Source organism: Methylococcus sp. EFPC2 (assembly GCF_016925495.1).
In the GTDB taxonomy this organism is placed as follows: domain Bacteria; phylum Pseudomonadota; class Gammaproteobacteria; order Methylococcales; family Methylococcaceae; genus EFPC2.
This window is the reverse complement of sequence record NZ_CP070491.1, coordinates 2,509,702-2,527,289: the sequence shown is the minus strand read 5'-3', so window position 1 is coordinate 2,527,289 and position 17,588 is coordinate 2,509,702. Positions and strand designations below refer to the sequence as shown.

General features: G+C 57.1%; 15 protein-coding genes. 13 read left to right on the top strand and 2 right to left on the bottom strand.

Annotated elements, in window-relative coordinates; translation table 11 throughout:
• The first annotated feature begins 186 nt into the window (after positions 1 to 186).
• The gene (locus JWZ97_RS10660; RefSeq protein ID WP_205428752.1) at positions 187 to 2,298 is read left to right on the top strand and encodes a cyclic nucleotide-binding domain-containing protein; all 2,112 of its coding nucleotides are present in this window, start codon (positions 187 to 189) and stop codon (positions 2,296 to 2,298) included.
• Between the two features lie 97 nt (positions 2,299 to 2,395).
• Here the strand turns inward: JWZ97_RS10660 and rpmG are convergent, their stop codons facing one another.
• A complete protein-coding gene (gene rpmG / locus JWZ97_RS10655; protein ID WP_205428750.1) occupies positions 2,396 to 2,551 on the bottom strand; it encodes a 50S ribosomal protein L33 in 156 nt (51 codons plus the stop codon).
• Positions 2,552 to 2,562: 11 nt separating this feature from the next.
• The gene (gene rpmB, locus JWZ97_RS10650) at positions 2,563 to 2,799 is read right to left on the bottom strand and encodes a 50S ribosomal protein L28 (protein WP_205428748.1); all 237 of its coding nucleotides are present in this window, start codon (positions 2,797 to 2,799) and stop codon (positions 2,563 to 2,565) included.
• A gap of 119 nt (positions 2,800 to 2,918) precedes the next feature.
• Between rpmB and gshB the strand changes: the two genes are divergently transcribed.
• The 12 genes from gshB (at position 2,919) to JWZ97_RS10590 (ending at position 17,305) form a co-directional block, all read left to right on the top strand.
• Positions 2,919 to 3,869, top strand: coding sequence for a glutathione synthase (gshB, locus tag JWZ97_RS10645; protein WP_205428746.1), 951 nt, complete (start codon positions 2,919 to 2,921; stop codon positions 3,867 to 3,869).
• Positions 3,866 to 4,738 (top strand): energy transducer TonB, encoded by an 873-nt coding sequence (locus JWZ97_RS10640; protein ID WP_240342312.1) that lies wholly within the window; start codon positions 3,866 to 3,868, stop codon positions 4,736 to 4,738. The genes gshB and JWZ97_RS10640 overlap by 4 nt, the downstream gene beginning before the upstream one ends.
• Positions 4,739 to 4,783: 45 nt before the next feature.
• Positions 4,784 to 5,350 carry a YqgE/AlgH family protein gene (locus JWZ97_RS10635; protein ID WP_205428744.1) on the top strand — a complete coding sequence of 189 codons (567 nt, stop codon included), beginning with the start codon at positions 4,784 to 4,786 and terminating at the stop codon, positions 5,348 to 5,350.
• Positions 5,343 to 5,831: a Holliday junction resolvase RuvX gene (gene ruvX, locus JWZ97_RS10630; protein WP_205428737.1), complete on the top strand. Its 489-nt coding sequence runs from the start codon at positions 5,343 to 5,345 to the stop codon at positions 5,829 to 5,831. The genes JWZ97_RS10635 and ruvX overlap by 8 nt, the downstream gene beginning before the upstream one ends.
• Entirely contained in the window at positions 5,824 to 6,354 is a 531-nt protein-coding gene (gene pyrR / locus JWZ97_RS10625; RefSeq protein WP_371822623.1) for a bifunctional pyr operon transcriptional regulator/uracil phosphoribosyltransferase PyrR, read from the top strand. Before ruvX ends, pyrR begins: the two co-directional genes overlap by 8 nt.
• Positions 6,351 to 7,331, top strand: a complete 981-nt coding sequence (locus JWZ97_RS10620) for an aspartate carbamoyltransferase catalytic subunit (RefSeq protein WP_205428727.1) — start codon at positions 6,351 to 6,353, stop codon at positions 7,329 to 7,331. Before pyrR ends, JWZ97_RS10620 begins: the two co-directional genes overlap by 4 nt.
• Complete coding sequence (locus JWZ97_RS10615) at positions 7,328 to 8,509, top strand: amidohydrolase family protein (protein WP_240342311.1); 1,182 nt, start codon at positions 7,328 to 7,330, stop codon at positions 8,507 to 8,509. Before JWZ97_RS10620 ends, JWZ97_RS10615 begins: the two co-directional genes overlap by 4 nt.
• Positions 8,510 to 9,035: 526 nt before the next feature.
• On the top strand, positions 9,036 to 9,413 hold the full coding sequence (locus JWZ97_RS10610; protein ID WP_205428725.1) for a hypothetical protein: 378 nt from the start codon (positions 9,036 to 9,038) through the stop codon (positions 9,411 to 9,413).
• Between the two features lie 391 nt (positions 9,414 to 9,804).
• Positions 9,805 to 10,881, top strand: coding sequence for a hypothetical protein (locus tag JWZ97_RS10605; RefSeq protein WP_205428723.1), 1,077 nt, complete (start codon positions 9,805 to 9,807; stop codon positions 10,879 to 10,881).
• A gap of 54 nt (positions 10,882 to 10,935) precedes the next feature.
• Positions 10,936 to 12,786: a long-chain fatty acid--CoA ligase gene (locus JWZ97_RS10600; protein ID WP_205428721.1), complete on the top strand. Its 1,851-nt coding sequence runs from the start codon at positions 10,936 to 10,938 to the stop codon at positions 12,784 to 12,786.
• Entirely contained in the window at positions 12,783 to 13,931 is a 1,149-nt protein-coding gene (locus JWZ97_RS10595) for an SDR family oxidoreductase (RefSeq protein ID WP_205428720.1), read from the top strand. The genes JWZ97_RS10600 and JWZ97_RS10595 overlap by 4 nt, the downstream gene beginning before the upstream one ends.
• A gap of 80 nt (positions 13,932 to 14,011) precedes the next feature.
• Positions 14,012 to 17,305 carry a non-ribosomal peptide synthetase gene (locus JWZ97_RS10590; protein WP_205428718.1) on the top strand — a complete coding sequence of 1,098 codons (3,294 nt, stop codon included), beginning with the start codon at positions 14,012 to 14,014 and terminating at the stop codon, positions 17,303 to 17,305.
• Positions 17,306 to 17,588: the final 283 nt, after the last annotated feature.

Genomic DNA, 17,588 nt, shown 5'->3' with positions numbered 1-17,588 from the left:
TGTCGCTCTATGCGCAAGGGTTTGTGGCAAGGCCGCCAAAGCCGGCTGCTATCGCTGACACGCTTTCGACTATTATAAGTAAGCCCGGTTCACCGCACACGGGCGGCCGCCTGCGCATACCGGGTAAAGGCCGCCTCAGGGACTTCGTTTTCACTCGCTTCTGTCAGCATGGGGGCTTCCATCGCTATGTCTTTCGCCGTCACCGCTCAAGATGCGCAGGATTTGCGCCGATTGATTCCGCTCAACATACTTTCGGCCGATCGCTTCGAAAAATTGTGCGCTGACATCGGTATCGAAGAGGCTCCGCGCGGTACCGTATTATTCAGCCAAGGCGACGCGAAAAACGAGTTCGTTTACGTACTGAGCGGAACCGTTTCCCTGCAGGCGGGAGGCATGGAGATGGAAACCATCAGTGGCGGCAGCGAATCGGCGAAATTCGCCCTGGCGCACCAAATTCCGCGCAAGGTATCCGCCATAGCCAGGGACAAGGTGCGCTATGTGCGGGTCGATTCGGATTACGTCAACCAGCCCAATCACCGGGTGGGCGGGGTTGCGACTTACGAGGTCAGCGATCTGCCCGAAGAGTCGACGGGGGACTGGGTCACCACCTTGCTAAAATCCCCCATTTTCCAACGGCTTCCGCCGGCCAATTTGCAACAGATACTCAGCAAGCTAGAGGAAGTGCCGGTGCAGGCTGGTCAGGAAATCATTCATCAGGACGAGCCGGGCGATTATTACTACATCATCAAGAAAGGCCGATGCCAGCTGACGCGCAAACCGTCACGGTTGGCGCGCGAGGTGAAGCTGGCGGAACTCAGGACGTGCGACACCTTCGGCGAAGACGCGCTGATCTCCGAGCAGCCGCGCAATGTGACCGTGACCATGACCAGCAAGGGGGCCTTACTGCGGTTGAACAAGACCGATTTTCTCAAGCTGGTGAAGGATCCGGTCATCACGATGGTTGATTTGGCCAAGGCACGCCATATGGTGAGCGAGGGAGCGCATCTGCTGGATGTCCGTTCACCGGACTTGTACGAGGAAGGCCACCTGCCGGGGGCCAGCAACATTCCATTTTTCCGCTTGCGGGTCGATCTGGGCGCCCTCGGACGTGATCGGCCCTACGTACTCGTATGCGAAACCGGCCGTTTGAGCGAGGCGGCGGCATTCCTGCTCATCCGCAACCATTTCGATGCGCTGGTCTTGAAGGGCGGCATGAGCGGCATTGGTGTTCAAGACCTGGAAACCGGCGCCGCCGCGGCGCCGCCTGCCGCCCATGAAATCGCTCCGTCGCGGCCGGCGTTCAGCGAGCCCGTTCAGCCCAGTGCTCCCGGGGAGAGCAGACGCCTGAAGGATGTGGAGTCCTTGAGTCAGGAGAACCACAGGCTGCTGGGCGAGTTGGATTCCGTCAAGGGCGCGTTGGCAGACCTACAGCGCGCCGGGACTGAAGGGCGCGAGGCGGAGCGGGCGTTGAACGAGCAGATCGCTCTCCTGAAACGTGAAACGGAAGAAGCCGGCTCCCGTGCCGCGGCTCTGGAACATGAGTTGAAACAGCGTGCGGATGCCCAGCCAGGCGCGACCGAATTGACTGAATGGCGCGATCGCTTGGCCGCGGAGGAGGCCAAGCGTGAGGGGCTGGAAGGCGAATTGGCGGAAGCCCGGACGGCACAGCATGATTACGAGACCGAGCGGCGGGCCTTGATCGCCGAAAAGGAAGCGCTCGAACAAGCTTTGCGGGCGCAGCGGGAAATCGTCATCGCACAGAAATCGGGTGGCCCGTCGGCTCATCCGGATCTCGAGGGCTTAAGGGAACAGCTTGCCGTCTTGGAGCGGGAAAAGCTGGATGCCTCAGCACGTCGACAGGAGTTGGAGGCTCAGGTGGCCGAGTTGAGTGCCGTGGTGCGCGAGTTCGTCGAGCGGCAGCAGGGTGGGGAAGATGAGAGCGAGGAAACGCTATCCTTGCGCGCCGAACTGGAAACCGTGAGGGAACAGGCGACCACGGACGTGATGGCCATGCACGCCAAGCTGCGCAGCTCCGAGAAAGAGGTGTCTCGCCTGAAAGGAGAGCTGGATGCCGCCCAGCAGCGCTTGCTGTCGTGGGAGGTCGAGCGCTTGGGCCAGGTTGAAGGGGGGCAGGTCGGACCGGGAAAGACAGCGAGTGCCGGCTGGGGGGCGAAAGCCTTATTTGCCCTCATCGGAATCGTGTTCGGCGCGGCCTTGCTGTCAGCTCTGGCCGTTGGCACGGGATACGGACGAGAACTGACCCGCCAATTGTTGACGGAGTTCGGAGTTCCGCAATAGCGGGGTATCTCCGCGAGAGTACCCAGGATTACCGTTTGATTGGAGACTGCGTCGGAGGCCCCCAGATTCGGAGCCTCAGCGTTCCGCAGGCTAAGACTTACTTGATCTTGCCTTCCTTGTAGATCACATGCTGCCGCACGACGGGATCGAATTTCTTGATCTCGAGCTTTTCGGGCGTGGTGCGCTTGTTTTTCGTGGTGGTGTAAAAGTGCCCGGTACCGGCGCTGGAAATGAGCTTGATTTTGTCACGCATGGTTGAACTCCTTAAACACTCTCGCCGCGCTTGCGGATATCGGCCAACACGCTGTCGATGCCGTTCTTGTCGATGATCCTGAGGCCTTGATTGGATACGCGCAACCGCACCCAGCGGCTCTCGCTTTCGACCCAGAAGCGGCGGTCGTGCAAATTGGGGTTGAAGATTCTTTTGGTCTTGTTGTTAGCGTGCGAGACGTTATGGCCTACAATACGTCGCTTGCCTGTTACCTGGCAGATTTTAGACATGGGTTAACCTCTGATCAGAGTCGTCTAGCGGGGATTCATTGAAACGCAGCTTTATAATGAAGGGCGGCGATGAAGTCAAGTTTGCCTAGTCCGCGACCAAACCACGAAAACACATCCGCATGAGCATCAAACTGGGGATCGTCATGGATCCCATCGGCGCCATCAACATCAAGAAAGACACCAGCTTCGCCTTATTGCTGGAAGCCCAGGCCAGGGGATTCGAGCTGTACTACATGGAGGTGAACGACCTCTATCTGCGCGACGGCCGTACCCATGCCCGCATGCGCCGGTTGGCGGTGCAGCGGGACGCATCCGGCTGGTTTTCCTTCGCCGGCGAGCAGGATGTGCCCCTGGATGCCTTGGATGTCGTTCTGATGCGGAAAGACCCTCCGTTCGACCAGGAGTATATCTACGCCACCTATCTGTTGGAGGCGGCGGAAAACCGGGGCGTGCGGGTGGTGAACAAGCCGCGCTCCCTGCGTGATGCCAACGAGAAGCTGTTTACCGCCTGGTTTTCCCATTGCTGCGCGGAAACCCTGGTGGCCAGGGAGTCTGCGCGTATCCGGGCGTTTCTCGATGAGCAGGGAGAGATCGTGTTGAAACCACTGGACGGCATGGGAGGGGCGTCCATCTTCCGGGTCCACAGGCGCGATCCCAATCTGAGCGTGATACTGGAGACCATGACCCAGCACAATCGCCGTTTCGTGATGGCGCAACGTTACCTGCCCGAGATCGTCGATGGCGATAAACGCATACTCGTGATCAACGGCGAGGCGGTGCCCTATGCGCTGGCGCGCATACCGGCGGAAGGCGAGAGCCGCGGCAACCTGGCGGCCGGCGGGCGGGCCGAGGGGCGAGAACTGACGGCCCGCGATCGCTGGATCGTCGAACAAGTCGGCCCGACCCTGCGTGAGCGAGGCCTGGTGTTCGTCGGCCTGGATGTCATCGGCGATTATCTGACCGAGGTCAACGTGACCAGTCCGACCTGCGTGCAGGAGTTGGATCAACGGTTCGGGCTTAATATCGCCGGTTTGCTGATGGATTATATCGAGACCACGGTGCGGACTTGACGGCAGCGCTTATCGTGAATGGCGCCAGCTGGAAATCGACCGACCGTTTACTGGTCATGCTGGTGGCCGCGGCGATTTTGCATGCCGTTTTGATTCTGGGCGTGGGCTTTGATCTGCCGAAGCCTGAGAAGATACGCAAGTCCCTCGAGATCGCCTTGGTGCATACCCCTTCGCCGGTCGCGCCCGAGAAGGCGGATTATCTCGCGCCGGAACATCAGTTTGGCAGCGGAGAAGCGGAGCACAAGGCCATACCCAAGGCGGAGCCCGTCCCCAAGACCGGCAAGGGACGCAACATCGCGCCCGCGCCGAATCTGGCGCGGGCCCCCGAAGCGCGCCCTAGGCCGGTGCTCGGGCAAGCTAAGTCCGAAAAAAAAGTGGCGGAGGATAGCGGCAGCGAAGTGCGGACCGACGTCGAGCGCCCGCATATCACCGCCGACATGCTAAGCCAACAAATTTCGGAATTCAGTGCCGAATTCAGCAAGTCGCAGACGGCGCAGGCCCGCCATCCGCGCACGGTATATATCAATTCGGTCAATGCCCACAAATACAAGGCGGCCGCCTATGAACAGGCCTGGCAGGACAAGGTGGAGCGCATCGGCAATCTCAATTACCCCGACGAGGCGCGCCGGCAGAATTTGTCCGGCAGCCTGCTCTTGAGCGTGGGCATTAAGGCCGATGGCAGCCTGCACAGCGTTCAGGTGCGGCGGTCGTCCGGTTATCCCGTGCTCGATGATGCGGCCGTGCGTATCGTGCGTCTGGCCTCGCCATTCGCGGCGTTTCCGCCCGAACTGAAAGACGACGCCGACGTGCTGATCGTCACCCGAACCTGGAAGTTTCTCGGCGATAATCGTGTCGAAACCGCTCCGTAACCATTACCGCCTTGCTAGGCCGATTTTCTGGCCCATACTACGTTCATGATCGAAGTCGACGTCAATCTGACCAATCATTTTCTCATCGCCATGCCCGGCATGGCCGACCCCTTTTTCGCCAAAACCGTGACTTATCTCTGCCAGCACAGCGAGGAGGGGGCTTTGGGCATCATCGTCAATCGTCCCTCCGATCTGACGCTGAGCGATATCATGCAGCAAATGAATATCGAGGTACGCGAGCCGGAAATGGGTAACACGCCGGTTTATTTCGGCGGGCCGGTGCAACCCGAGCGCGGTTTTGTGCTGCACGATGCGCCCGGCCAGTGGGATACCACCTTGCAGGTTACCGAGGGAATTTCCCTGACGACGTCGCGCGACATACTCGAAGCCATGGCGCGTGGCGAAGGCCCGAAAAAGGTCCTGGTGGCCTTGGGTTATGCCGGTTGGAGCAAGGGGCAACTCGAGCGTGAAATCGTCGAAAACGCGTGGCTGAATGCCCCGGCCGACAAAAACATCATATTCGAGCACCCCTCCGCCCAGCGCTGGAGAGCCGCGGCCGAGTCGGTGGGGATAGACATTTCCCTGCTCACCACGCAAGCCGGCCATGGCTGAAACGACCCAGCGGCACGATCCATTCGCGCCCGTGGTTGCCGGGCAAACCTATTTGGGCTTCGACTTCGGCAACAAGAGCATAGGCGTGGCCGTGGGCCAGCGTGTCACCGGCGGTGCCACCGCGCTCGAAACCATCCGGGTACAGAGCCAGGAGATCAAATGGCAGGCCATAGGCCGACTGGTCGAGACGTGGCGGCCGTGTGGTTTCGTGGTGGGTCTGGCCTATCAGCTGGACGGCACGGAAAACCCGATCACTCAGCCCACCCTGCGTTTTTGCCGGCAGTTGGAAGGCCGCTACCGCCTGCCCGTGTATACGATCGATGAAACCTACACCACCTTGGAATCGCGCGACGTGTTCTATGACAATCGCATGAAACAATCGTCTACTTTCGTCAAGTTCAAAGATGCCATCGCCGCTCAGCTCATATTGCAGACCTGGCTGCGCGTGGCAGCCCATCGGGAGGCCGGCGATGCTGCCTGATGCGAGTCTGAACATCTCCGTTCTGCTGGACAGCCTGGAGTCCGAACTGCGGCGGCAGATCGCCGTGCGCGGCCTGACCGACCCGGTCATGATAGGCATCCACACCGGCGGTGCCTGGGTTGCTCGCATACTGCACGAGCGCCTGGGTTTGAGAGACCCTCTGGGCTTGCTCGATATTTCGTTTTACCGCGACGATTTCTCCCAGATCGGCATGCATCCCCAGGTGCAGTCCAGCAAATTGCCGTTTCGCGTCGAGGGCAGGGATGTCATCCTGATCGACGATGTTTTCTATACCGGGCGCACCGTACGGGCGGCGCTCAACGAAATCTTCGATTACGGCAGACCGGCACAGGTGCTGCTGGGCGTGTTGATCGAACGCAATGGCCGGCAGATACCCCTACAGCCGGATTGCGTCGGGCAGCGGATCGAATTGTCCGGAGGGCGGCGCATCAAGCTGACCGGGCCCGAACCCATGGCCTTGAACATCCAGCAGGCCGGGCCGGACAGGAGGGCGTTGGCATGAGCCAGAACCTACAGTTCGACGAAACCGGCCGGCTGCGCCATTTCCTGACCATCGAAGGACTCAGCCGGGAGTTGCTGATCCGTATCATGGATACCGCAGAATCCTTCGCCAGCGTTACCGAGCAGCAGGTCAAAAAAGTCCCGTTGTTACGAGGCAAGACGGTCGTCAATCTGTTTTTCGAAAATAGCACACGGACCCGCACGACCTTCGAACTGGCCGCCAAGCGGCTCTCGGCCGACGTTCTTAATCTCAACATTGCGACATCGGCGACTTCCAAAGGCGAAAGCCTGCTCGACACCATACGCAATCTTGAGGCCATGCACGTCGATATGTTCGTGGTACGCCATGCCGAAAGCGGCGCGGCACACTTCATCGCCCGCCATGTTGCCCCGCACATCAGCGTGGTCAATGCCGGCGACGGCCGACATGCGCACCCGACCCAAGCCATGCTGGACATGTTTACGATCCGCAAGATCAAAGGCGACATTGCGCCCCTGAAAGTAGCCATCGTCGGCGATATCTTGCATTCGCGTGTGGCCCGCTCGGAAATCCATGCACTCAATATCTTGGGAGCTGCCGAGGTGCGCGTGGTCGGTCCTCGTACGCTGATGCCGGTCGGTATCGAAAAACTGGGTGTGACCGTCTTCAACGACCTGGATGCCGGCCTGGACGATGTGGACGTGGTGATCATGCTGCGTTTGCAAAAAGAACGCATGAGCGGCGCTTTCCTTCCCAGCGTGAACGAATATTTCGCCAGTTACGGATTGACCGAAGCCCGATTGGCCAAGGCAAAGCCCGATGCCATCGTAATGCATCCCGGCCCCATCAACCGCGGCATCGAAATCGACTCGCGGGTCGCCGACGGCCCGCAATCGGTCATACTGCAGCAAGTCAGCAACGGCATCGCCGTCCGCATGGCGGTGATGTCCATGGTGCTGCGCGGCCAGGATGACCTCGCCAGGGCAGAAGCAGCATGAGCGACCAGCGTCTGATCATCCAGGGCGGTCGGGTCATCGATCCGGCCGCCAATTTCGACGCCATCGCCGACGTCTATATTGCCGACGGCACTATCGTCGCGGTTGGCCATCGGCCGGACGGTTTTCTCGTTGAGAAGGTCGTCGACGCTAGCGGCAAGATAGTTTGTCCGGGTTTCGTGGACCTGTGTGCTCGGTTGCGCAATCCCTCGCGGATCGCCGAGGAAATCAAGTCCGCCGCCTCGGCCGGGATAACCGACTTGTTCTGTCCTCCCGACATGGACCCCATCATCGACACGTCCGCCGTGGTCAATCTGATCCGCGAAAAAGCCGAAGAAGCCGGCTATTGCCGGGTGCATCCGATAGGAGCGCTGACCAGAGGGCTGAACGGCAAAGATCTCAGCGAAATGCGCGCGCTCAAGGAGGCCGGTTGCCTGGCGGTCAGCAACGGCGAGGCCCCCATGGCCAACACCCTGGTCATGCGCCGCGCGCTGGAATACGCGGCAGATTGCGGTCTGGTCGTCATCATCCGGCCCAACGATCCCTGGCTCAGTGCCGGCGGCTGCGCGCACGAAGGTGCCGTCGCCACCCGCCTGGGACTTCCAGGCATTCCGGCTTCGGCGGAAACGGTCGCCATCGCCCAGACCCTGGCCTTGGTCGAGGAAGTGCGTGGCCGCGTTCACTTCGGCCAGTTGAGTACCGCCCGTTCTGTGGAGTTGATTGCCGAGGCGCAAGCGCGTGGGTTGTCCGTCACCGCTGACGTCGGTATACACCATCTGCATTACACCGAAGAGTCGCTCGACGGCTTCAATGCGCAAGCTCACGTCATTCCTCCCTATCGCACAGAAGCCGACCGGGATGCCCTGCGTGCCGGAGTGAAAACTGGCGTCATCAGCGCCATTTGTTCGGATCATCAGCCGCATGGACTTGATGCGAAGTTGGATTCGTTTCAGTCCATCGCTCCCGGTTTGCCGGCGCTGGAGCTGCTGCTACCCTTAACTTTCGGTTTGGTGGATATAGGCGTGCTCGACTTGCAAACAGCCCTCGGCTGTTTGAGCCATGGTCCGATTCAAGTGCTGGCTAAAGCCGGAGGAGCACTCACATCCGGAAGTCATGCCGACCTATGTTTGTTTGATCCCAGCGTGGGGTTTCACGCTCAAACATTCGTTTTGTCTGGCTAGTGTTAGCGTACACTGCACCGACAGGGCAAACGCCTTTCCATTGTTTGTGTCACATAAGGTACCCCTTGATAAGGAAGTTTTCTCATCTTAAGGGGAGCTCGAAAAACCTCGGTTGCCCGCCATGCACCCGGTAAAGTCCGAACCATCGCCTACAAGTTGTACTGCGTTACCGTTATGAACCACGCCTAAAGACGTCCAAGTCCCCGAGGACCGGCGATCAAGACCGATGTGTTTGCGGCGGATTTGCGCACGGAGAAGAGCGACCGGATGGGCGATCCGCTGCTGGCATTCGAAACGCACATTGACTTTGCCGCCTTGGCGGCGGAAGTGGACGAGTGGAGCCCCGTCCGTCGAGCACGCTGGCAGGTCGTTTGCCGTTTCCCATCAAGGTCCTGTTACGCCCCTGTTTCTCAAGCAGGTGAACATCTCTCGGGCGAACAGATGGAATACCAAGGGCTGGTCCGGATGAATTCCCGCGTTTCTGCGGCTCGAGCGATACGGCCGGCATTCCGGAGCGTACCACGGTGTGATCTTCGAGAACCGCATCAGGAAGGTCGGGACTCAGGCGACGCTCGAGGAGATCGAGCGGCATTTGCTCAAACACGGCTACATCGCCCGCGACGGTCATGTCACCGACGCTACCCTGGTGCCCGCACCGCAGCAGAATTACAGCCGGGGAGGACAAGGCGCAGCTTCGGCAGAACGCCGGTCGGCCGATTGGAAGCCGGCGAAGCGGTGGCAAAAAAACCTGGACGCCGCCTGGACCCAGAAACACGGCAAGAGCCACCACGGCTACGACCCCCCATCTACATCGACAAGCGCTACAGGCTCATCCGCAAGATCGAGGCCGGTACCGCCGTCGCCCACAACAGCTAACATTTCGAAAAGCGGCTGGATTACCTGAAGCCGGCAGGGCGTCGTGGCCTTTTGAGGCCCAGTCTCGCCCGGGAAACTCCCAACGCGGGAAGTCGGGGGGCTGACAAGACGACGGAATCGCCCCGAAGGGCATTAAAGCGGAGCGAGCACCGGTATGCTTACGCAATTTAAGCCCGATTTTCATGAAAATTGGAGTTTTTCGAGGTGCCCGATTGTGGTTGCGTTATCTGGCTCCTAAGATGAACGAAGCCGAACATGGATTCACTCCATCTTTCCGCTGGGTAATGTCGTTACGCTATGCCTTTTTCCATGAGGGGAAATGGTGCCAAGAACCTTAATATAACGGCATGGTTCTGTTGGGCGCGGCGCCGATAATCCGTCGAGATCTCGGCAGTTGCGGCTAAGTTATGAGGAAAAATATGCGTCATTGCAAAAAGTGCTTAATACCGGATCAGGTCCCCGAGGTAGTGCTTGATGCCGCGGGGATATGCAATTATTGCGCGTCAGGCACCCAGCATGCCGATGTCGAAAATCAAGCGCGCCAACGCCGAGCATTCGAAGCGGATCTCGAAGAAACCCTAAGGAACTGCCGTTCGCTTGATCGCGATTATCATTGTCTGGTGCCCTTCAGTGGAGGGAAGGATAGTTGCTTGTTGCTTTACAAGCTGAAGGTTGAGTATGGGCTGAAAGTGTTGGCTTTCACCGTCAATATAAACTTGCCCGGCATTGCTTATAAAAACATAAAGCGAACGCTCGAGAAGCTGGACATAGATCATGTGTCCTATTCGCCGTCGCCTTCCTTTTTGAAGGCGCTTTTTCGACACCTGCTACAAAATCAGGAGGAGCGAGGTGCCGTCTATACCGTTTCGTACGTGTATGCTCCATTGTTCGAGGGTGAGGCGATAAAAATTGCCTTACAGAAAAATATCCCTTTGGTGTTGGCGGGATATTCTCCGGGACAGCCGGAGCCCGATCGCATGTTGTACGAGTTTTCACGAAAGCTTATCACTCAAACCGATTGGACGCCGCCCGAACTCAAAAAATGTGGCAGCTTCAATGACGCCCAGTTGGAATATTTTTTCAATCCACTCAAGTACCCGCGCGGCACGGATTTTCCGCGCTATCTCGCTCCTTTTCACGCCTGGAGCTACGACCAAGATCAAATCATGAAGCAGGTGGTCGAGTTAGGTCTCGTCGCTACCAGTGCGCACGCTAGTCCCATATTCAGTAATTATCCGATCAATTGGTTGCTAATGTATTCGGATCTCAAAAACTTTGGCTACAATCCCTATGCTCCGGAGTTTTCTGCGTTGATCCGGGAGGGTAAGGCAAGTCTCACGTACTGGAAAATAATGGCTCCGTTTGTCGACTTTATGATTCGCAACAAAGTCCTTCTAGGGAGAAATGTGAGTCATAGCTTAAAGTGGCTGGGTTTGTCAGCGGATCAGTTACACATTACCCTCCCGCGGGGCGCGTATGATCCTGTTATCTTATAAGCTTGAATACCCATCCTGTATGTGTTTCCTACGTTTTTGTCAGAGTAAACTCATATGAGTTTCATCACCCCGAATTTTTCAGGCACCCTTCCTGGTCTTTTGGAAGACAGGGCTTCGGAAACACCCAATGGGGTCGCGCATTGGGGTACGGATCACCAGGGGGTGTGGCGTGCTACGACATGGGCCGAGTATCGCAGTAAGGCGGCACGTCTAGCTTTGGCGCTGAGACGTCTCGGCATTGAACGGGGCGACAGAGTTGCGATCATGGCCCCGCCTTGTCCAGCCTGGGATGTCGCGCAGCTGGCCGTTCTGGCATGTGGTGCGGTCGTGGTTGGAGTCGATCCCCACGAATCCGCAGAAGCGGTCGCGGACATCCTGGCTAACAACCACATCTGCGCGCTGATCGTTAAGGATCCTGGCATGTGTGCCAAGTGGGAGGGATGTCTACAATATGAACCTCGGCTTTTGCTCAGCATGGAGAGTGCTGGCGAAACGCATACTAAGGCTGACAAACTGCACTTTATTCAAGACTTGTTGAGTACGGTGTCGGCGGGTCAACTGGATCAATGGAATTTGGCAGAATCCGACGATCCAGCGGTCATCGTATTTACATCCGGAACCACTGGGGCGCCCAAAGGGATTCTGTATACGCATCGCCAAATTTGTTTGGCTTGCCGATCTATTACCGCAGCCTTCCATGATATCGGTGAAGGTAGCCACTTGGTATGTTGGCTGCCTTTGTCCAATTTGTTTCAGAGAATGATCAACTTTTCTGCGATCGTGCGGGGGGCATCCAGTTTTTTCGTCGAAGACCCCCATCAGGTGATGAATTACCTCGGAGAAATAAATCCCTGCCTTTTTATAGGCGTCCCGCGATTTTTCGAAAAATTGTACACGGCTATGTTGGAAAATGTGGCGCGGAATCCGCGCTGGCGGCGTGCTGTAGTTGAATGGAGCCTGTCTTTCGGCGAGCATTGCGCGCGCACCAGTCGAGAAGGGAGAGGGCTTTCCATTTTTGCCAGGCTTGTCCACCCACTTGTCGATAAACTTGTGCTGAGCCGGTTTCGAGGTATTCTGGGTAATAACCTGCGTTACCTGATTAGTGGTTCTGCACCCATGCCGCCATGGCTACTCGAACGTTTTCATGGAATGGGGCTGTTGATTTTAGAGGCCTATGGCCTAAGTGAGAATGTCATTCCAATCTCGGCCAATAGGCTCGACGCATTTAAGTTCGGCACCGTAGGCAAAGTAATGGATGGTAATGAAGTCATACTATCCGAAGATGGTGAGTTATTGGTTAGAGGTCCTGGCGTATTCGCTGGATATCTCGATGACCCATCGCGCGCCATGTTCTCCAACGGGTACCTCGCAAGCGGTGACTATGCGGAGATCGATAGCGAGGGATACGTTCGGCTTACAGGCAGGAAATCGGACATATTTAAAACATCTACGGGACGTCGCGTAGCACCGGCCCAAATCGAGGCTTTGTTGTTGAGCATACCTTATGTGGAAACCGCAACAGTATTTGGCGCCGGTCGAAAATTCCTTGTGGCACTCCTGTGTTTATCGCGCGCTGTCCTCGAAAGCCGGGCAAAGTCATTCGGAATTCAAGTGCCCGGCGATGCCGATATGTTCTCCGGCGAGATTGTAAGGATGGTCGTTCGCGATGTTGCATGTGCCGTGGAGCCGCTGGCCAAACATCAGCGGCCTGCCGGTATCATTCTCAGTGGAAACCCGTTGACGATCACTGGAGGCGAACTGACCGCAAATCTTAAGATGCGCAGGAAAACGATCGAAGGCAACTACAAGTCCTATATCGACGGGCTTTATGCGCGTTTGGAGCACCCTGAATCCATGGAAACAGTCATGATTGAGTCTTCCGCTATCGCACTTTGTTCGTTATGAGTACGTACTTCATCACAGGTGCAACAGGCGTCGTCGGCAGTGCTTTGGTTCCGGTGCTGCTGGAGAATCCCGGCCATTCCGTATCACTGTTGATTCGTGCGGAGTCCTCGGCGCGGCTGCACCAGCGGCTGGACGATTTGTTCGCATACTGGAATTGGGGGCACGATAAACATGATCTCCGCGCCAGAGTTCATCCGATCGCTGGTGACGTTTGTCTGCCACGTTTCGGCATTTCTCCGGATAATTATGCTGAACTTGCGCGCGCGTGTACGCACATCGTGCATTGTGCCGGCAAAGTGCAGATGAATCTGCCGCTTGAGGAGGCCCGGGCGTCGGCGATCGATTCTGCGCGGAATGTGGTCGATCTGGCTAGGGCGTCCATGGTGAACGGCCAATTTAACAAGGTTGAATTTGTTAGCACCATAGGCGTGAGCGGGCGGATGGGAGGGCTTGTTCCGGAAACGTGGATTACCAAACCGCGCCGTTTTCATAATTCGTATGAGCAGGCGAAGGCGGAAGCCGAGCTTTATATTCAGGATCAGGCGGATCGAGGATTACGGGTCACAGTTCACCGTCCGAGCATGGTTGTGGGTAATTCGGTAACAGGTGAAATCATTCATTTCCAAGTTTTTTATCACCTTTGCGAGTTCCTGTCGGGCAAGCGCACGTTCGGCGTTTTTCCGCACCTAGGCGAGTCATGCCTGGATGTGATCCCGGCAGACATCGTTGCCAGAGCGATCGCCTGGGCGAGCAAATGCGAGGAAACTTCAGGTCGAATTTTGCATTTGTGTTCAGGGCCAACAGGCTCGATCAGGCTCACGGATTTAAGAACTCAGGTCAGGGCTGCTTTTCAGGAATATGGCGAGACACTTCCGTTCCTTTCTCTTGGCTTGCCAACCGGCGTATTTCGGGCATCGCTCCCAATATTGCGCATGCTGGCTTCGGACAAGATGAAGCGCGCGCTAAACGCACTGCCCATATTCTTGGATTATCTGGCAGAAAGTCAGCAATTCGAGAACGAAAACAGCAAGGCATTGCTAAGCGGCGCAGGGATAGAGATTCCGGCTATAAATAGTTACCTCGATAAGATGCTTTCGTTTTATCTGTCTAACCGCCGTCCTGCCTCAGGTGCTCACACGGGTTAGGAGTTGACTCGGAACCGCGATCGGCGTTCCGTTTCCTTTTCCTAACAGGGGACGCGTTCCTGACGATAGGGATCTTTCCTGTGAAAGAGATCGACATGAATCAGTGGGATACCGTTTTGCATGCCATCCGCGCCGCCGCCGCCGAGGCGCCAACTGCCGTTGCGGTCATCGGCGACGACGGCACCGTAACGTACGGGGAGCTTCTGGCACGTGTAGAGGTCTTAGCTGCCCACCTCCGCGACGCGGGTATCGGGACGGGTAAGGGTGTTGGCGTCCTGTGCGAACGTAGTGTGGCGTGGATAGTATCCATGCTTGGTGTTTGGTGGGCCGGTGGGGTCTATGTTCCTATGGACCCTTCCTATCCGGCTGAGCGGCTGAACTTTCTCGCACACGATGCCGCTCTTGACGTGGTATTGACCTGCAAGGCTCTGGTCGGTCAAGTCCCTGAGTCAGTAAAAATCAGTATCGCCGTTGACGAACTTTTGTCGCCTTCCGAATCCTCGGTGGATGAGCTGCCGCATGGGAACGACGTTGCCTATCTCATATACACGTCCGGCTCGACGGGTACGCCCAAGGGCGTTTTGGTGGAGCATCGTTCGCTCGTGAGTTTCGTACCGGCGATTAACGAGATCCTAGGTATGCAGGGGAGGGATCGGCTTTTGCAGTTTGTCTCACCCAACTTCGATCCTAGCGTGATGGATGTTGCGCTTACCTTGGTATCGGGAGCAACGTTAGTCCTCCGCTCTCCACGCATGGCCGACTCCTTCTCCCGCTTTCTCGATGGATTGAGGCAGAGTCGCGTGACCATGGCGAGTCTGCCGACCGCTTTTTGGCACGGCCTGGTAGACGCGCTGGATGAATCGTTCGAGCTATCACTGCCTGCCGAGCTTCGCTTGATTTACTTTGGCGGGGAACGGGCGGATCCCGAACGTCTTATTCGCTGGCGGGAGAAGTTTGGTGATCGAGTGAAGCTTGTCAACGTCTACGGACCCACTGAAGTGACAATTGGTGCTACCGCCTGGGACGCCAGCGAGTGGTTACGCGGTCACGGCGGTTTGTCTGAGGCTCCGATCGGCGTCCCGCTACGCACCGTCGAAGCGCACGTTTTCGACGAGGCCGGCCGCGAGTGTCCCGTGAATGTAGCGGGCGAACTCTATCTTGGCGGGGTTCAACTTGCGCGTGGCTATCACCAACGGGTCGAAGCTACCGAGAAGGCATTTGTCACACTCAACGGTGAACGACCAAGTACACGCCTTTACCGGACGGGTGATCGAGCGGTATGGCGCGATGACGGCATGCTTCGGTGTTTAGGGCGCATCGACGACCAGTTGAAAATCCGTGGTTACCGCATAGAGCCCGGAGAAATAGAGGCCGTTCTACGTAAGCAGCCCGACATTAAGGACGCTGTGATTGTTGGACATCGCGACACGATCGGTGAATTGCAATTGGTGGGGTATGTCGTGTCATTTGCGGAGCGCGCGTTTAATGTCCAATCACTGATGCAGGCCATCCGCCATGAATTGCCGGCGCACATGGTGCCGGCAGTGCTTACTCCGATGGACCGTTTGCCGATTACGCCCAACGGCAAGGTCGATCGTCATAAGCTGCCGCCGCCCAACTGGGGGGAACTTCGTTCGCGGGGAACACCACCTAAAGGCGAAATCGAGCAAAAGCTCGCGGCCATTTGGGCAGAGTTGCTTCACGTGCCGCAAATCTATCGCGAAGACGATTTCTTCGACGATTTGGGGGGGCATTCGCTCTTGGCCGTACAAATGCTGACCTTGGTCGATCGGCGTTTGCGCGCAAATCTCGAGCTCGAAGCGGTGCTAACGCACAAAACGCTGGCCGGACTTGCTTCCGTCATCGCCGAATTCCTGTCGAGTCCAAGCCCGGAGTTGCCTCGCACGGCCCCGGCAGCTTCTGCACCGATACGGCGTTTGTCCCTATTGCAGACGGATTTCATGCAATACGAGGCATTGCAGGCGCTACTGGGCCTCGGTGTGAATCCCTTCGTCGCTCCCGTTTGTCTGAGGCTCCGTGGTCCTCTGGATGTGGCCGCACTTACGGCGGTGCTCAACGATATTGTGCAGCGGCACGAGGTGTTGCGGGCGATATTGCCCAGAACGCCACGCCCAGGTTTTTGGCCGATATCTTGGGTTGTCCGTCGACTTTTCGATCAACCGAGCATCAGCCGTTGGATGATACGTATTGGTGCCCGTCAGTTTCTCCGGCGCGACTGGTTGAGATCGGCGCCTGCGGTGAAAATTATGGCCGAGATGCCGGTGTGTCTTGAGGTACAGACGTATGTACGGCTGAGTGATGCCTTGGCGGCGGCGGATCGCGATTTCTGGCCGTGTTACTCCCGTATGCCGGGAGCATCATTTCGCGCACGTCTGGTTGGTCTGGGCGAGCACGATCATGTCCTGTTCATTGCCGTGGATCATATGGTCTTCGACGGGTATTCCGTTCAGGTTCTCATCAATGATCTGACGGCATTTTATCGTTCGCGAGTGTTGGCGGAGGCGGCTCCGCCCGCGCTGGCTATGCAATATTTTGATTGGGTCGCACAAAGCCTTATGGAGGCACCCAAATTAAGCGTCAAGGCTTTGGAACATTGGCGCACGGTTTATCGTCGGGTCGGGCCGGTTACCTCGGTTACCCTGCCTTTTCATCACAGTGTCTGGCCTCCCCGCGGGTTTCGCGAGCGCTGGCATCAACAGCGGGAGGTTCTTGCGGGGGACGAATTTGCACGCGTGCGCAAGTTTGCGGCGGATCACGGGGTGACCGTGTTCGTATTGATGATGTCGATATTCGTCGCCGCTTTGAGCCGTAGGGCAGGTGCGTCAACCGTCTCGGTCATGACGAACGTGGCGAATCGGAACAATGCCCATGCTCGGGAAATGATAGGGTTGATCGCCAATATTTTCCCAGTAGTGGCTGAATGTAGTGGAAAAACGCTGAGCGACGTGATTCAACAAGTAAAGAGGGCCGTCGCTTTTGGGGTGGAATCCCAGGCCATCCCCTGGCCTTCGCTACGCTCGCAGATGATGGCCGAGATTAATGACGCGCAGTTTCCGCGCAATCCGTTACTGGCTCCTCAGGTTCTCTTCGACTTTTATGCGCTTCGTCCGGCACAAGAGATGGTTCCTGGACTTAGTTTCGAGGAGGTATACATCCCGGACCCTGGAGGCAGTTGGTTACTGCAATTCATTGCTGTCCAGGAAGGACAGTCTCTAAGTATTCATGTAAAACATTCTCCCGATCTCTACGAGACGGTCGAAGTGGATCATCTACTCCGAGATTTTGTCGCTGTGCTGTCAGCGCTGCCGGAGTCTTCATCCATCCCCTTATCGGCACTCTCATTCGCTACGTGAAGGATGTCATCCTAGCGCACGTTAATAGGATTACTCGCCTTCAAGCAGTGGACCGAACGGTGCTATGCTCTAGCCGGGAAGGATAAAGCGAAATACACGTGTTAGTCTCGCGCCAACATAGGTCAGCTCAATTACTCAGTAATTCGCGAACAAGGCATACCATGAAAATTAAATACTTTTTTCCATTATTGTTCTGCTATCTGATCCCGACGCTCATTATCGGGTACGGATTCGTGATCCCAGGCACCTGCGTAGAAACGACCCAATCATTGAGTCTAGGTTT

Excerpts from the sequence above, each read along its gene's own strand:
- rpmG (WP_205428750.1), bottom strand. The coding sequence starts at position 2,551 with ATGCGTGACAAAATCAAGCTCATTTCCAGCGCCGGTACCGGGCACTTT.
- JWZ97_RS10595 (WP_205428720.1), top strand. The coding sequence starts at position 12,783 with ATGAGTACGTACTTCATCACAGGTGCAACAGGCGTCGTCGGCAGTGCT.
- gshB (WP_205428746.1), top strand. The coding sequence starts at position 2,919 with ATGAGCATCAAACTGGGGATCGTCATGGATCCCATCGGCGCCATCAAC.
- JWZ97_RS10615 (WP_240342311.1), top strand. The coding sequence starts at position 7,328 with ATGAGCGACCAGCGTCTGATCATCCAGGGCGGTCGGGTCATCGATCCG.
- JWZ97_RS10605 (WP_205428723.1), top strand. The coding sequence starts at position 9,805 with ATGCGTCATTGCAAAAAGTGCTTAATACCGGATCAGGTCCCCGAGGTA.
- JWZ97_RS10600 (WP_205428721.1), top strand. The coding sequence starts at position 10,936 with ATGAGTTTCATCACCCCGAATTTTTCAGGCACCCTTCCTGGTCTTTTG.
- JWZ97_RS10620 (WP_205428727.1), top strand. The coding sequence starts at position 6,351 with ATGAGCCAGAACCTACAGTTCGACGAAACCGGCCGGCTGCGCCATTTC.
- JWZ97_RS10635 (WP_205428744.1), top strand. The coding sequence starts at position 4,784 with ATGATCGAAGTCGACGTCAATCTGACCAATCATTTTCTCATCGCCATG.
- rpmB (WP_205428748.1), bottom strand. The coding sequence starts at position 2,799 with ATGTCTAAAATCTGCCAGGTAACAGGCAAGCGACGTATTGTAGGCCAT.
- ruvX (WP_205428737.1), top strand. The coding sequence starts at position 5,343 with ATGGCTGAAACGACCCAGCGGCACGATCCATTCGCGCCCGTGGTTGCC.
- JWZ97_RS10660 (WP_205428752.1), top strand. The coding sequence starts at position 187 with ATGTCTTTCGCCGTCACCGCTCAAGATGCGCAGGATTTGCGCCGATTG.